Raw genomic sequence first — 13,219 nt, 5'->3', positions numbered from 1 at the left:
TAATGGAATTGGTAATGAAAGACGCCAAGAGCGCTCTTGAAGTTTCCGAGACTACCTTCGGGCGCGAATTCAACGAAGCTCTGGTTCACCAGGTCGTCGTTGCATATGCCGCTGGTGCCCGTCAGGGTACTCGTGCGCAGCTGACTCGCTCTGAAGTGTCTGGTGGCGGCAAAAAGCCGTGGCGTCAGAAGGGTACTGGTCGTGCCCGTGCTGGCTCCATCCGTTCGCCCATCTGGCGTTCCGGTGGTGTGACTTTTGCTGCTAAGCCGCAAGATCACAGCCAGAAAGTAAACAAGAAGATGTACCGCGGCGCTATCCGTAGCATTCTGTCCGAGCTGGTACGTCAAGAGCGCCTGATCGTTGTTGAGAAGTTCGGCATCGAAGCTCCGAAGACCAAAGAACTGATCGCCAAGCTGAAAGAAATGGAACTGACTGACGTTCTGATCGTGACTGCTGAAGTCGATGAGAACCTGTTCCTGGCTGCTCGCAACCTGTACAAAGTTGACGTGCGTGACGTTGCCGGTATCGACCCGGTCAGCCTGATCGCTTTCGACAAGGTTCTGATGACTGCTGACGCAGTTAAGCAAATCGAGGAGATGCTGGCATGATCCGTGAAGAGCGTCTGCTGAAAGTTCTGAAGGCTCCGCACATCTCTGAAAAGAGCACCATGGTTGCAGAAAAGCAGAACACTATCGTGTTCAAAGTTGCTGTTGATGCTACCAAGGCGGAAGTCAAAGCTGCAGTTGCGAAACTGTTCGAGGTCGAAGTTGAGACCGTCCGTACCCTGAACATGAAGGGTAAGACCAAGCGCGCAGGTGCACGCGTAGGCCGTCGTTCCGATTGGAAAAAGGCTTATGTAACCCTGAAAGCTGGTCAGGACATCGACTTCATGGGCGCAGCCGAGTAAGAGGAGTTCTCAAAAATGGCAATCGTTAAGTGCAAGCCTACTTCTCCGGGCCGCCGCCACGTCGTCAAGATCGTCAATCAAGAGCTGTACAAGGGCAAGCCCTTCGCCGCTCTGCTGGACAGCAAAAGCAAGTCCGGTGGTCGTAACAACAACGGCCGTATCACTACCCGTCATATCGGTGGTGGTCACAAGCAGCACTACCGTATCGTCGACTTCAAGCGCGACAAAGACGGTATCCCGGCTAAAGTAGAGCGCCTGGAATACGATCCGAACCGTACCGCTAACATCGCTCTGGTGTTGTATGCAGACGGTGAGCGTCGTTACATCCTGGCTCCGAAAGGCCTGAAAGCTGGTGACGCGATCGCTTCTGGTGCTGATGCAGCCATCAAGGTAGGTAACGCCCTGCCGATGCGCAACATCCCGGTTGGTTCTACCGTTCACGCTGTAGAGATGAAGCCTGGTAAAGGTGCCCAGCTGGCTCGTTCCGCTGGTACTTTCATCCAGATCCTGGCTCGTGAAGGTAACTATGTAACTCTGCGTCTGCGTTCCGGCGAAGTACGTAAAGTTCTGGCCGAGTGCCGCGCTACCATCGGTGAAGTCGGTAACTCCGAGCACATGTTGCGTCAACTGGGTAAAGCCGGTGCAAACCGCTGGCGTGGTATTCGTCCGACCGTTCGCGGTATGGCGATGAACCCGGTTGACCACCCGCACGGTGGTGGTGAGGGTCGTAACAAGGGCATGCAGCCTGTGTCCCCATGGGGCCAGAAGGCTAAAGGCTTCAAGACCCGTAAGAACAAGCGTACCGACAAGTACATCGTACGTCGTCGTAACAAGTAATTGTTAACATAGAGGAATCACCATGCCACGTTCTCTCAAGAAGGGTCCATTTATTGACCTGCACTTGCTGAAGAAGGTAGAGAAAGCGGTGGAAAGCGGGGATAAAAAGCCGGTTAAAACCTGGTCCCGTCGTTCAATGATCATCCCGAACATGATCGGTTTGACCATCGCTGTCCATAATGGTCGTCAGCACGTTCCGGTTTTCGTTACCGAAGAAATGATCGGTCACAAACTGGGTGAATTCGCACCGACTCGTACTTATCGCGGCCATGCTGCTGATAAGAAGGCTAAGAAGCGCTAAGGGATAAATGATGGAAGCTATCGCTAAACACCGTTATGCCCGTACTTCTGCCCAGAAAGCTCGTCTGGTAGCCGATCAAGTACGTGGTCTGTCCGTAGACAAGGCTCTGAATATCCTGACCTTCAGCCCGAAAAAGGCTGCAGTGCTGGTTAAGAAAGTGCTGGAATCTGCCATTGCAAACGCTGAGCACAACGAAGGCGCCGATATCGACGCGCTGCGTGTTGCTACTATCATGGTCGACGAAGGTCCCTCCATGAAGCGCATCCGTCCGCGTGCCAAAGGTCGTGCGGATCGTATCCTCAAGCGTACCGCTCACATCACTGTAGTGGTATCCGACGCTAAGGCTGGGAGATAAGCAATGGGTCAGAAAGTACATCCTAATGGCATTCGCCTGGGTATTACCAAGCCTTGGAATTCTACCTGGTTCGCGAACACCAAAGACTTCGCTGACAACCTGTACAGCGATTTTCAAGTACGCCAGTTCCTGACCAAGGAACTGAAAAACGCGTCCTTGTCCAAGATCACCATTGAGCGTCCGGCCAAGAGCATCCGTGTGACCATTCACACCGCTCGTCCGGGTGTTGTCATCGGTAAGAAAGGCGAAGACGTTGAGAAGCTGCGCAAAGCTGTAGCCACTATTGCTGGCGTGCCTGCTCAGATCAACATTTCCGAAGTCCGCAAGCCGGAGCTGGATGGCAAACTCGTTGCCGACAGCATCACTTCCCAGCTGGAGCGTCGTGTAATGTTCCGTCGTGCTATGAAGCGCGCCGTACAGAACGCAATGCGCCTGGGTGCCAAGGGCATCAAAGTGGAAGTTTCCGGTCGTCTGGGCGGCGCTGAAATCGCGCGTACCGAATGGTACCGTGAAGGTCGTGTGCCGTTGCACACCCTGCGTGCCGACATCGACTACGCAACTTCTGAAGCCCACACCACTTACGGTGTGATCGGCGTTAAAGTTTGGATCTTCAAGGGCGAAGTTCTGGGCGGTCTGGCTGCTGTTAACGCTGCCGCTGCTCAAGAGCAAGCTCCTGCAAAGCCCAAGCGTGACAACAAGCGCCGCGCTGCTAAGTAAGGAGATTCGGTAAATGTTGCAACCTAAGCGTACTAAATTCCGCAAGACCCACAAGGGTCGTAACCGCGGTCTGGCCACCTCTGGTAACGAAGTATCCTTCGGTACCTTTGGCCTGAAGGCGACATCCCGTGGTCAACTGACTGCTCGTCAAATCGAAGCAGCCCGTCGTGCCATGACCCGTCACGTTAAGCGTCAAGGTAAGATCTGGATCCGTGTGTTCCCGGACAAGCCCATCACCGAAAAGCCCCTCGAAGTTCGTATGGGTAAAGGTAAGGGTAACGTGGAATACTGGGTTTGCCCGATCCAGCCTGGCAAGGTTCTGTACGAGATGGACGGTGTACCTGAGGCTCTGGCGCGTGAAGCGTTTGCCCTGGCCGCAGCTAAGCTGTCTGTTCAGACCACTTTCGTAATTAAGACGGTGATGTGATGAAAGCCCAAGATCTGCGTCAAAAGAGCGTCGAAGAACTGAACCAGGAGCTGCTGGGCCTGCTGCGTGAGCAATTCAACATGCGCATGCAAGCGTCCACCGGCCAGCTGGCTCAGACTCACACTCTGAAACAAGTGCGTCGTGACGTCGCACGTATCAAGACTGTACTGACTGAGAAGGCAGGTGCGTAATGACTGACAAGATCCGTACTCTGCAAGGTCGTGTAATCAGCGACAAGATGGACAAGTCCATCACTGTTGCTATCGAGCGCAAGGTAAAGCACCCGATCTACGGTAAGATCATCAAGCGCACTACCAAGCTGCACGTACATGACGAAAACAACGAGTGCAAAGCTGGCGACCTCGTGGAAATCCGCGAATGCCGCCCGCTGTCCAAGACCAAGTCCTGGACCCTGGTTGCCGTTGTAGAAAAGGCCTAATCGGTACTTTGTAGTCCAAGCGGCCCCTTTCAGGGGCCGTTTGTTTTTTAGGCTACCTTTTCTGAAAATCCTGTGTTATAGTTTCGCGCCTTTTGAAGGCAGCCAGATCCCATTAGGGATAAGAAGTAAACAAAGCGGAGCACTAAGATGATCCAGATGCAAAGTATGCTGGGTGTTGCCGACAACTCCGGCGCTCGCAGTGTAATGTGTATTAAGGTTCTGGGTGGCTCGCACCGCCGTTACGCCGGCATCGGCGACATCATCAAGGTTTCCATCAAGGAAGCCATTCCTCGCGGTAAAGTGAAGAAAGGTGATGTGTATAACGCGGTGGTCGTACGCACCCGTAAAGGCGTTCGTCGTCCGGACGGCTCTGTCATCCGTTTCGACAACAATGCGGCTGTGTTGCTTAACAACAACCAACAGCCAATCGGTACTCGTATTTTTGGCCCGGTGACCCGTGAACTGCGTAATGAGAAGTTCATGAAGATTGTGTCCCTGGCACCCGAAGTACTGTAAGGAGTCGAACGATGGCAGCTAAAATCCGTCGCGAAGACGAAGTGATTGTTCTTACCGGCAAAGACAAGGGCAAGCGTGGCAAAGTCACTCAAGTCCTGATTGCAAAAGGTAAGGTAATCGTGGAAGGCATCAACCAGGTGAAGAAACACCAGAAGCCGGTACCCGCACTGGGTCAGGCTGGCGGTATCGTCACCAAAGAAGCCCCCATCGATGTATCAAACGTAGCGCTGTTCAACTCTGCCACTGGCAAAGCTGACCGCGTTGGTTTCCGGATTGAAGACGGCAAAAAAGTCCGTTTCTTCAAATCCACCGGCGAACTTGTGAAGTAATTGGAGTTTAACGATGGCGAAACTGCATGATTACTACAAATCCGATGTAGTAAATGAACTGTCCAAGCAGTTCGGTTACAAGACTATCATGCAAGTCCCTCGGATCGAGAAAATCACCCTGAACATGGGTGTTGGTGAAGCGATCTCTGACAAGAAATTGCTGGAAAATGCTGCTGCCGATATGGCTGCCATTTCCGGTCAGAAGCCGCTGATCACCAAAGCTCGCAAATCTGTTGCGGGCTTCAAGATTCGTGAAGGCTACCCGATAGGTTGTAAAGTAACCCTGCGTGGCGAGCGTATGTGGGAGTTCCTGGAACGGCTGATCTGCATCTCCGTACCGCGTATCCGTGACTTCCGTGGCCTGAACGCTAAAGCGTTCGATGGTCGTGGTAACTACTCCATGGGCGTGCGTGAGCAGATCATCTTCCCGGAAATCGACTATGACAAAGTCGATCGCGTCCGTGGTCTGGATATCACCATCACCACTTCCGCGAATACCGATGAAGAAGGCCGTGCTCTGCTGGCTGCCTTTAACTTCCCATTCCGCAAGTAAGGTTAGGGTTATGGCTAAAACATCCATGAAAGCGCGCGAAGCAAAGCGTGCCAAGCTGGTAGCCAAGTACGCGACCAAGCGTGCCGAGCTGAAAGCTATCATCGTTGACATGAACGCTTCTGAAGAAGCGCGTTGGGATGCTGTACTGCAACTGCAACAGCTGCCCCGTGATTCCAGTCCGTCCCGCCAGCGTAACCGTTGCAATATTACTGGTCGTCCGCACGGTTTCCTGCGCAAGTTTGGCCTGTCTCGCATCAAGGTGCGTGAGCATGCCATGAAGGGCGAAATTCCGGGCCTGAAGAAGGCTTCTTGGTAACGAATCTCGGGAGTTAGACTTATGAGCATGCAAGATCCGATCGCGGATATGCTGACCCGCATCCGTAACGGTCAGGCGGCGAGCAAAGTTGCGGTTTCCATGCCTTCTTCCAAGCTGAAAGTGGCTATCGCCAAAGTGCTGAAAGAAGAAGGTTACATCGCTGGCTACTCCGTAGCTGGTGACGTGAAGCCGGAACTGGAAATTGAACTGAAATATTTCCAGGGCAAGCCAGTTGTAGAACTGATCCAACGCGTGAGCCGTCCAGGCCTGCGTATTTACAAGCGCACTACTGATCTGCCGAAAGTTATGGGCGGTCTCGGTGTTGCTATCGTGTCCACGTCTAAAGGTGTGATGACTGACCGTGCTGCTCGCAAAGCAAGCATGGGCGGTGAGATCATCTGCTACGTCGCTTAATAGGAGGTAGGAAATGTCTCGTGTTGCTAAGGCACCCGTCACTATTCCTGCTGGCGTAGAGGTGACTCTGAACGGCCAAGAACTGACCATCAAAGGTGGTAAAGGTTCTCTGGTTCGCTCTATTCACGCCGGTGTAGAAGTGACCAAAGAAGACAATGTACTGAAGTTCGCCCCGCGCGGCAGCATCGCTGGTGCTGACGCTCAGGCCGGTACTGCCCGTGCATTGGTCAACAACATGGTAATCGGTGTTACCCAAGGCTTCGAGCGCAAGCTGCAGCTGGTTGGTGTAGGTTATAAAGCCTCCATCAAGGGCAATGCTGTTGCGCTGGCTCTGGGCTTCTCTCACCCGGTAGAGCATGCGCTGCCGGCTGGTGTGACCGCTGAGTGCCCGACTGCTACAGAAATCGTTCTGCGTGGCGTCGACAAGCAGCTGGTTGGCCAAGTCGCCGCCGATATCCGTGCTTACCGCGCTCCGGAGCCCTACAAGGGCAAGGGTGTACGCTATGCCAACGAGCAAGTGCGTACTAAAGAAGCTAAGAAGAAGTAAGGTAACACTATGGACAAGAAAGCAGCTCGTCTCCGTCGTGCTACTCGTGCTCGGAAAAAGATGCAGGAACTGGGAGCTACCCGTCTGGTTGTTCACCGTACCCCGCGTCATATCTATGCGCAGGTTATTGCAGCCAACGGTTCCGAAGTTCTGGCCTCTGCTTCCACAGTAGAGAAAGCCATCAGTGAAGCTCTGAAATACACCGGTAACGCAGATGCTGCTACCGCTGTAGGTAAAGCTATCGCTGAGCGTGCTATTGCCAAAGGCGTTCAGAACGTATCTTTCGATCGTTCCGGTTTCAAGTATCACGGTCGCATCGCTGCCCTGGCAGCTGCCGCACGTGACGCTGGTCTTCAGTTCTAAGCTAGGAGTCGAAGATGGCTAAAGTCGAATCTCAAGCCGGCGAACTGCAAGAAAAGCTCATTGCAGTAAACCGTGTTTCGAAAACTGTTAAAGGTGGTCGTATCATGTCCTTCACCGCGTTGACCGTGGTGGGTGATGGTAACGGCCGTGTAGGTTACGGTTACGGTAAAGCCCGTGAAGTTCCGGCTGCTATTCAAAAAGCAATGGAACAGGCTAAGCGTAACCTGAACAAGGTTGAGCTGAACAACGGCACTCTGCACCACCCGGTGCGTGGTGTTCACTCTGGCTCCACCGTGTTCATGAAGCCGGCCTCCCAAGGTACTGGTATCATTGCAGGCGGCGCCATGCGTGCTGTTCTGGAAGTTGCCGGTATCCACAACGTGCTGGCCAAGACCTACGGTTCCACCAACCCAATCAACGTTGTTCGCGCTACTGTAGACGCTCTGGTTCACGGTCAATCACCGGAACAGATCGCTGCCAAGCGTGGTCTGCGCGTTGAAGAAATTCTGGGGTAATGCGACATGGCTAACACTGTAAAAGTAACTCAAACTCGCAGCTCTATCGGCCGTCTGCCAAAGCACAAGGCGACTCTGCGTGGTCTGGGTCTGCGTCGCATTGGTCACACCGTTGAGCTGGAAGATACTCCTTGCGTACGCGGCATGATCAACCAGGTTTATTACATGGTTAAGGTGGAGGGCTAAGCATGCGTCTGAACACTCTGTCTCCGGCCGCTGGTTCCAAGCCTGAAAAACAACGTCGTGGTCGTGGTATCGGCTCCGGCCTGGGCAAGACTGGTGGTCGTGGTGTTAAAGGCCAAACCTCTCGTTCCGGTGGCGGCAAAGTCCGCAACGGTTTCGAAGGCGGCCAGATGCCTTTGAAAATCCGTCTGCCGAAGTTCGGTTTCTTCTCTCGCAAATCTTTGGTTTCTGCCGAAGTGCGTCTGAACGAAATCGCCCTGGTAGAAGGTGATGTGGTCGACCTGAGCACTCTGAAGCAAGCCGGTGTTGTTACTAAGAACATCGTGTTCGCTAAAGTTGTTCTGTCAGGCAACATTGACCGTGCTGTGACCGTTCGTGGTCTGTCCGTCACCAAAGGTGCACGCGCAGCCATCGAGGCCGCTGGCGGTAAAATCGAGGAATAATCAGTACAATGGCTAAGAAACCAGGATTGGATGTTAAAGCACAGGGTGGTCTGAGTGAACTGAAGAGCCGTCTGCTCTTCGTTCTCGGGGCGATTATCGTTTTCCGTGCAGGCTCTTATGTGCCGATTCCTGGTATTGACGCCGCCGTACTGGCCGAGTTGTTCCAGCAACAGAAGGGCACCATCATTGAGATGTTCAACATGTTCAGTGGTGGTGCACTCTCGCGTGCTTCTATTCTTGCGTTGGGGATCATGCCGTACATTTCGGCATCGATCATTATCCAGCTGCTGACAGTGGTTCACCCCGCTCTTGCTGAACTCAAGAAAGAAGGTGAATCCGGCCGTCGCAAGATTAGCCAATATACCCGTTGGGGCACGCTGGTTTTGGGAACTTTCCAGGCCATTGGTATTGCAACCGGTCTGCCGAATATGATGCATGGACTCGTGACTAATCCGGGTCTAGGCTTCTATTTCACAGCGGTTGTGAGTCTGGTCACCGGTACCATGTTTTTGATGTGGTTGGGTGAGCAGATTACCGAGCGTGGGATTGGTAATGGTATCTCGTTGATTATTTTCACAGGTATCGTTGCTGGTCTGCCGCATGCCATTGGCGCTACGGCCGAACAGGCACGTCAAGGGGAATTGCACATCCTGCTGTTGTTGTTGCTGGGCTTGATTGTTTTCGCAGTGACTTACTTTGTGGTGTTCGTGGAGCGTGGTCAGCGTCGTATCGTCGTTAACTATGCCAAGCGTCAACAAGGCCGCCAGGTATTTGCCGCGCAAAGCACACATCTGCCGTTGAAAGTGAATATGGCTGGTGTGATTCCTGCGATTTTCGCATCCAGTATCATCCTCTTCCCAGGGACCATTACTTCTTGGTTTGGTCAGGGTGAGGGTAAAGTAGCTGATATCCTGCAACAGGTCTCTATGGTCCTGCAGCCGGGTCAACCGCTTTACGAGATGCTGTATGCAGCAGCCATTATCTTCTTCTGCTTCTTCTATACCGCGCTGGTGTTCAACCCCCGCGAGACAGCAGATAATCTGAAGAAGAGTGGAGCCTTTATCCCGGGGATTCGCCCGGGCGAGCAGACAGCACGTTACATCGATAAGGTTATGACTCGCCTGACATTGGCAGGTGCGCTCTATATAACCTTTATCTGTCTGGTACCCCAGTTCTTGATGACTGCCTGGAACGTACAGTTCTACTTCGGTGGCACTTCGCTGCTGATTATCGTGGTTGTTATCATGGACTTCATGGCTCAGGTACAAACCCATATGATGTCTCATCAATATGGCGACGTCCTGAGGAAGGCCAACCTGAAGGGCTACGGCCGCTAAAGGTCGGCGTAGTTACGGAGTTAAGCAATGAAAGTTCGTGCTTCCGTTAAGGCAATCTGCCGTAACTGCAAAATCATCAAGCGTCACGGTGTGGTGCGTGTGATTTGCAGCGAGCCAAAGCATAAACAGCGCCAAGGCTAATTTTTTACGGTTAGTACTTGCAACAAATAGTTGTGCTGGCTAATATAGCCAGCCAACTTTTGTTGTGTATTGGTTGACCGCCACGTATCCGCTCACGGGCTTTGTGGTGGTCGTAATCTACTATATGTAGGAGTGAATAGTGGCCCGTATCGCTGGCATTAACATTCCTGACCATAAGCATGCAGTCATCGCTTTGACTGCGATTTATGGCGTCGGTCGTACCCGCTCCAAGGCCATCTGTGCCGCAGCCGGTATCGCTGAGAATGTGAAAATTAAAGACCTGGACGAAGCTCAGATCGAGAGTCTGCGTGAACAAGTAGGTAAATTCACCGTTGAAGGTGACCTGCGTCGTCAGATTTCCATGAACATCAAGCGATTGATGGATCTGGGTTGCTACCGTGGTTTGCGTCACCGTCGTAGCCTGCCTGTTCGTGGTCAACGTACCAAGACCAACGCTCGTACCCGCAAGGGTCCGCGCAAGGCTATCAAGAAGTAACGGGAAGGTAGAAAATGGCTAAAACTCCGACTCGTGCTCGCAAGCGCGTTAAAAAGCAAGTGAGCGACGGTATTGCGCACGTTCATGCATCTTTCAACAACACAATCGTGACCATTACTGACCGTCAGGGCAATGCTCTGTCTTGGGCTACTTCTGGTGGTTCCGGTTTCCGTGGTTCTCGTAAGTCCACCCCGTTCGCTGCTCAGGTAGCTGCCGAGCGCGCTGGTGAGATGGCCAAAGAATATGGCGTCAAGAACCTGGAAGTCATGGTCAAAGGTCCGGGTCCCGGTCGTGAGTCTTCCATCCGCGCCCTGAACGCGGCTGGTTTCCGCATCACTAACATTACTGATGTGACTCCGATCCCGCACAACGGTTGTCGTCCTCCCAAGAAGCGCCGCGTATAACGCTGTAGCTACTTGGTCTAGGATTGTTGGAGAAAGAAGATGGCAAGATATATCGGTCCTAAGCTTAAGCTTAGCCGTCGTGAGGGCACCGACCTCTTCCTGAAGTCAGGTGTTCGTGCGATTGATTCTAAGTGCAAGATTGACACCGCCCCTGGTCAGCACGGTGCGCGTAAAGCGCGTCTGTCCGACTACGGTGTTCAGCTGCGCGAGAAACAAAAAGTTCGTCGTATCTACGGCGTATTGGAAAAACAGTTCCGCAACTACTACCGCGACGCTGCCCGTCAAAAGGGTAACACCGGTGAAAACCTGTTGCAGCTGCTGGAAGGTCGTTTGGACAACGTTGTTTACCGTATGGGCTTCGGCGCTACCCGTGCTGAATCTCGTCAGCTGGTGAGCCACAAGGCCATCATGGTAAACGGTCGCGTTGTGAACATTCCTTCTTTCCAGGTTTCCCCTGAGGACGTGATCTGCGTTCGTGAGAAGGCTAAGAAGCAAGCGCGTATCAAAGCTTCCCTGGAAGTTGCTGGTCAGCGTGAGAAGCCGACTTGGGTAGAGGTTGACGCCGCTAAAATGGAAGGTGCTTTCAAGCGTCTGCCAGAGCGTTCCGACCTGTCTGCCGACATTAACGAACAGCTGATCGTCGAGCTTTACTCCAAGTAAAGCTAGCTTCTAAAGAGAGGACACAATGCTGGGTTCTGTAACAGATTTTCTTAAACCGCGGCTAGTTGACATCGAGCAAGTTAGCCCGACTCATGCGAAAGTGACTCTTGAGCCACTCGAGCGTGGCTTTGGTCACACGCTGGGCAACGCCCTGCGTCGTATTTTGCTGTCATCTATGCCCGGTTGTGCAGTTACTGAAGTCGAAATTGACGGGGTACTGCATGAGTACAGCAGCAAAGAAGGTGTACAGGAAGACATTCTTGAAATCCTGCTCAACCTGAAAGGTATCGCTGTGAAGCTGGAAGGCAAGGACGAGGTAACTCTGTCCCTGACCAAGTCTGGAACAGGCCCCGTTACCGCTGGTGATATCACTCACGGTGATGAAGTCGAGATCGTAAACCCGGAGCACGTAATCTGCCACCTGACAGGTGCCAATGCTGAAATCAGCATGCGCCTGAAAGTTCAGCGCGGTCGTGGTTATGTGCCTGCTTCTGCTCGTGTTCACAACGATGATGAAGAGCGTCCTATTGGTCGCCTGCTGTTGGACTCCGCGTTCAGCCCCATCGTTCGTATTGCCTACAATGTTGAGGCAGCACGTGTGGAACAGCGTACCGACTTGGACAAGCTGGTCATCGACATGGAGACCAATGGTACCCTGGATCCTGAAGAAGCCATCCGTCGTTCTGCCACTATCCTGGCAGAGCAACTGGAAGCCTTCGTGGATCTGCGCGATGTCAGCGTGCCCGAGAAGAAAGAAGAGAAACCCGAGTTTGATCCGATTCTGCTACGTCCTGTCGATGATTTGGAGCTGACAGTTCGTTCTGCGAACTGTCTGAAGGCAGAAGCTATCCACTATATTGGTGATCTGGTACAGCGTACCGAAGTTGAGTTGCTGAAGACTCCTAACCTCGGTAAGAAGTCCCTGACTGAGATCAAGGACGTGTTGGCCTCCCGTGGTCTGTCTCTTGGCATGCGCCTTGAGAACTGGCCGCCCGCCAGCATCGCTGACGAGTAATCCAGATTACGGGTTTCACAGATTTAGTTAGAAGGATAAGGTCATGCGCCATCGTTTGAGTGGTCGTCAACTGAACCGGAACAGCAGCCATCGTCAGGCTATGTTCCGCAACATGGCCAGCTCCCTGGTTCGTCATGAGATCATCAAGACGACTCTGCCTAAGGCAAAAGAGCTGCGTCGTGTAGTTGAACCGCTGATCACCCTTGCCAAGACTGATAGCGTTGCTAATCGTCGTCTGGCATTTGCCCGCACTCGCGACAACGCGATCGTGGCTAAGCTGTTCAATGAACTGGGCCCGCGCTACCTGGAGCGCGCCGGCGGTTATACTCGCATTCTGAAATGCGGTTTCCGTGCTGGCGACAACGCCCCAATGGCTTACATTGAGCTGGTAGACCGCCCGGCCGCTGCTGAAGCAGCTGCTGAGTGATAAAGAAAAAGCCGGGCTTGTCCCGGCTTTTCTTTTAATGAATTCTGATACTGCCTCAACTGCCTCAACTGCCTCAACTGCCTCAACTGCCTCAACTGCCTCAACTGCCTCAACTGCCTCAACTGCCTCAACTGCCTCAACTGCCTCAACTTACCATTCAACCTCTTCTTCTATATAAGAATATAAGAACTAAGAGTTGTCCCAGAGCCTAGCGGAAGAGTTAATTGCTTGCCCTGTTCATTTAGCATCATCGGCCAGTTCGATATCGCCCACCAGTGTCGCGCAGGGATCTACATATACTACTTTGCCCAGTTGCGTGCATTTTCCCTTGTAGGGTCTCAGTCGCAAGTCCATCTTGGCCTCCTTGTTTTCGGCCATTCTAGCAATCTCGCACTGGTTTCTGTGGATAAGTTTGTATAAAAGCTGTGTCTGGATATGAATAACTAAAAAAGTGCTGTTTTTTGCAATTTTATTGCAGATAGGGGGTTGCCAGAAAGAATCTGTTCCCTATAATGCGCCTCCATCGACAGGGCAAGCGGTAACGCAAACAACCTCGTCGATAACCTCGAAAAGCCCT

The 13,219-nt window shown here is 52.8% G+C and carries 26 protein-coding genes and 1 pseudogene; 26 read left to right on the top strand and 1 reads right to left on the bottom strand.

The annotated features are described in order from the left end of the window. Nucleotides 1–2: 2 nt before the first annotated feature. From rplD to rplQ, 26 genes are all read left to right on the top strand, one after another. Nucleotides 3–608, top strand: a complete 606-nt coding sequence (gene rplD, locus AB5Y71_RS16045; protein ID WP_005340616.1) for a 50S ribosomal protein L4 — start codon at nucleotides 3–5, stop codon at nucleotides 606–608. Continuing rightward, entirely contained in the window at nucleotides 608–907 is a 300-nt protein-coding gene (gene rplW / locus AB5Y71_RS16040; RefSeq protein ID WP_342690021.1) for a 50S ribosomal protein L23, read from the top strand. Before rplD ends, rplW begins: the two co-directional genes overlap by 1 nt. A gap of 15 nt (nucleotides 908–922) precedes the next feature. Then, a complete protein-coding gene (gene rplB, locus AB5Y71_RS16035; protein ID WP_005340614.1) occupies nucleotides 923–1,744 on the top strand; it encodes a 50S ribosomal protein L2 in 822 nt (273 codons plus the stop codon). 22 nt (nucleotides 1,745–1,766) lie between these two features. Beyond that, nucleotides 1,767–2,045 carry a 30S ribosomal protein S19 gene (gene rpsS / locus AB5Y71_RS16030; protein ID WP_005307960.1) on the top strand — a complete coding sequence of 93 codons (279 nt, stop codon included), beginning with the start codon at nucleotides 1,767–1,769 and terminating at the stop codon, nucleotides 2,043–2,045. Between the two features lie 10 nt (nucleotides 2,046–2,055). Continuing rightward, nucleotides 2,056–2,400: a 50S ribosomal protein L22 gene (rplV, locus tag AB5Y71_RS16025; RefSeq protein ID WP_005319741.1), complete on the top strand. Its 345-nt coding sequence runs from the start codon at nucleotides 2,056–2,058 to the stop codon at nucleotides 2,398–2,400. 3 nt (nucleotides 2,401–2,403) lie between these two features. Continuing rightward, nucleotides 2,404–3,117, top strand: a complete 714-nt coding sequence (gene rpsC, locus AB5Y71_RS16020) for a 30S ribosomal protein S3 (RefSeq protein ID WP_005307962.1) — start codon at nucleotides 2,404–2,406, stop codon at nucleotides 3,115–3,117. Between the two features lie 13 nt (nucleotides 3,118–3,130). Then, on the top strand, nucleotides 3,131–3,544 hold the full coding sequence (gene rplP, locus AB5Y71_RS16015; RefSeq protein ID WP_005340612.1) for a 50S ribosomal protein L16: 414 nt from the start codon (nucleotides 3,131–3,133) through the stop codon (nucleotides 3,542–3,544). Beyond that, nucleotides 3,544–3,735, top strand: coding sequence for a 50S ribosomal protein L29 (gene rpmC, locus AB5Y71_RS16010; RefSeq protein ID WP_005307965.1), 192 nt, complete (start codon nucleotides 3,544–3,546; stop codon nucleotides 3,733–3,735). Before rplP ends, rpmC begins: the two co-directional genes overlap by 1 nt. After that, nucleotides 3,735–3,983 carry a 30S ribosomal protein S17 gene (gene rpsQ, locus AB5Y71_RS16005; protein WP_005307966.1) on the top strand — a complete coding sequence of 83 codons (249 nt, stop codon included), beginning with the start codon at nucleotides 3,735–3,737 and terminating at the stop codon, nucleotides 3,981–3,983. Before rpmC ends, rpsQ begins: the two co-directional genes overlap by 1 nt. Nucleotides 3,984–4,130: 147 nt before the next feature. Continuing rightward, the gene (rplN, locus tag AB5Y71_RS16000) at nucleotides 4,131–4,499 is read left to right on the top strand and encodes a 50S ribosomal protein L14 (protein WP_005307975.1); all 369 of its coding nucleotides are present in this window, start codon (nucleotides 4,131–4,133) and stop codon (nucleotides 4,497–4,499) included. Nucleotides 4,500–4,510: 11 nt separating this feature from the next. Further along, nucleotides 4,511–4,828, top strand: coding sequence for a 50S ribosomal protein L24 (gene rplX, locus AB5Y71_RS15995; protein WP_005307977.1), 318 nt, complete (start codon nucleotides 4,511–4,513; stop codon nucleotides 4,826–4,828). 13 nt (nucleotides 4,829–4,841) lie between these two features. Continuing rightward, a complete protein-coding gene (gene rplE, locus AB5Y71_RS15990; RefSeq protein ID WP_005331162.1) occupies nucleotides 4,842–5,381 on the top strand; it encodes a 50S ribosomal protein L5 in 540 nt (179 codons plus the stop codon). A 10-nt stretch (nucleotides 5,382–5,391) separates the two neighbouring features. Beyond that, nucleotides 5,392–5,697 (top strand): 30S ribosomal protein S14, encoded by a 306-nt coding sequence (gene rpsN, locus AB5Y71_RS15985; protein WP_005340609.1) that lies wholly within the window; start codon nucleotides 5,392–5,394, stop codon nucleotides 5,695–5,697. A gap of 21 nt (nucleotides 5,698–5,718) precedes the next feature. Further along, nucleotides 5,719–6,111 carry a 30S ribosomal protein S8 gene (rpsH, locus tag AB5Y71_RS15980; RefSeq protein WP_005307980.1) on the top strand — a complete coding sequence of 131 codons (393 nt, stop codon included), beginning with the start codon at nucleotides 5,719–5,721 and terminating at the stop codon, nucleotides 6,109–6,111. A gap of 13 nt (nucleotides 6,112–6,124) precedes the next feature. After that, the gene (rplF, locus tag AB5Y71_RS15975) at nucleotides 6,125–6,658 is read left to right on the top strand and encodes a 50S ribosomal protein L6 (RefSeq protein ID WP_005340607.1); all 534 of its coding nucleotides are present in this window, start codon (nucleotides 6,125–6,127) and stop codon (nucleotides 6,656–6,658) included. Between the two features lie 9 nt (nucleotides 6,659–6,667). Continuing rightward, nucleotides 6,668–7,021 (top strand): 50S ribosomal protein L18, encoded by a 354-nt coding sequence (gene rplR, locus AB5Y71_RS15970; RefSeq protein WP_005340606.1) that lies wholly within the window; start codon nucleotides 6,668–6,670, stop codon nucleotides 7,019–7,021. 14 nt (nucleotides 7,022–7,035) lie between these two features. After that, entirely contained in the window at nucleotides 7,036–7,536 is a 501-nt protein-coding gene (rpsE, locus tag AB5Y71_RS15965; protein ID WP_005340605.1) for a 30S ribosomal protein S5, read from the top strand. A gap of 6 nt (nucleotides 7,537–7,542) precedes the next feature. Continuing rightward, nucleotides 7,543–7,722, top strand: coding sequence for a 50S ribosomal protein L30 (gene rpmD, locus AB5Y71_RS15960; RefSeq protein WP_005307985.1), 180 nt, complete (start codon nucleotides 7,543–7,545; stop codon nucleotides 7,720–7,722). A 2-nt stretch (nucleotides 7,723–7,724) separates the two neighbouring features. Further along, nucleotides 7,725–8,162, top strand: coding sequence for a 50S ribosomal protein L15 (rplO, locus tag AB5Y71_RS15955; RefSeq protein ID WP_005340604.1), 438 nt, complete (start codon nucleotides 7,725–7,727; stop codon nucleotides 8,160–8,162). 8 nt (nucleotides 8,163–8,170) lie between these two features. Beyond that, nucleotides 8,171–9,499: a preprotein translocase subunit SecY gene (secY, locus tag AB5Y71_RS15950; RefSeq protein WP_005340602.1), complete on the top strand. Its 1,329-nt coding sequence runs from the start codon at nucleotides 8,171–8,173 to the stop codon at nucleotides 9,497–9,499. 27 nt (nucleotides 9,500–9,526) lie between these two features. Further along, entirely contained in the window at nucleotides 9,527–9,640 is a 114-nt protein-coding gene (rpmJ, locus tag AB5Y71_RS15945) for a 50S ribosomal protein L36 (protein WP_005319705.1), read from the top strand. Nucleotides 9,641–9,779: 139 nt separating this feature from the next. Then, nucleotides 9,780–10,136: a 30S ribosomal protein S13 gene (gene rpsM, locus AB5Y71_RS15940; protein WP_005307991.1), complete on the top strand. Its 357-nt coding sequence runs from the start codon at nucleotides 9,780–9,782 to the stop codon at nucleotides 10,134–10,136. A gap of 14 nt (nucleotides 10,137–10,150) precedes the next feature. Then, on the top strand, nucleotides 10,151–10,540 hold the full coding sequence (gene rpsK, locus AB5Y71_RS15935; protein ID WP_005307993.1) for a 30S ribosomal protein S11: 390 nt from the start codon (nucleotides 10,151–10,153) through the stop codon (nucleotides 10,538–10,540). A 39-nt stretch (nucleotides 10,541–10,579) separates the two neighbouring features. Next, nucleotides 10,580–11,200, top strand: a complete 621-nt coding sequence (rpsD, locus tag AB5Y71_RS15930) for a 30S ribosomal protein S4 (RefSeq protein WP_005340600.1) — start codon at nucleotides 10,580–10,582, stop codon at nucleotides 11,198–11,200. 25 nt (nucleotides 11,201–11,225) lie between these two features. After that, entirely contained in the window at nucleotides 11,226–12,215 is a 990-nt protein-coding gene (rpoA, locus tag AB5Y71_RS15925; RefSeq protein ID WP_005307997.1) for a DNA-directed RNA polymerase subunit alpha, read from the top strand. A gap of 43 nt (nucleotides 12,216–12,258) precedes the next feature. Further along, nucleotides 12,259–12,642 (top strand): 50S ribosomal protein L17, encoded by a 384-nt coding sequence (gene rplQ / locus AB5Y71_RS15920; protein WP_005307999.1) that lies wholly within the window; start codon nucleotides 12,259–12,261, stop codon nucleotides 12,640–12,642. A 243-nt stretch (nucleotides 12,643–12,885) separates the two neighbouring features. Here rplQ and AB5Y71_RS15915 read toward each other — a convergent pair. Then, nucleotides 12,886–12,996: pseudogene (locus AB5Y71_RS15915) on the bottom strand (gamma carbonic anhydrase family protein); the annotation flags it as partial. Between the last annotated feature and the right edge of the window lie 223 nt (nucleotides 12,997–13,219).

It is taken from the genome of Aeromonas sp. R9-2 (assembly GCF_040908025.1).
Classification (GTDB): Bacteria; Pseudomonadota; Gammaproteobacteria; order Enterobacterales; family Aeromonadaceae; genus Aeromonas; species Aeromonas veronii.
Note: the sequence above shows the minus strand (reverse complement) of the source record. Positions and strands in the feature narration are given on the sequence as shown.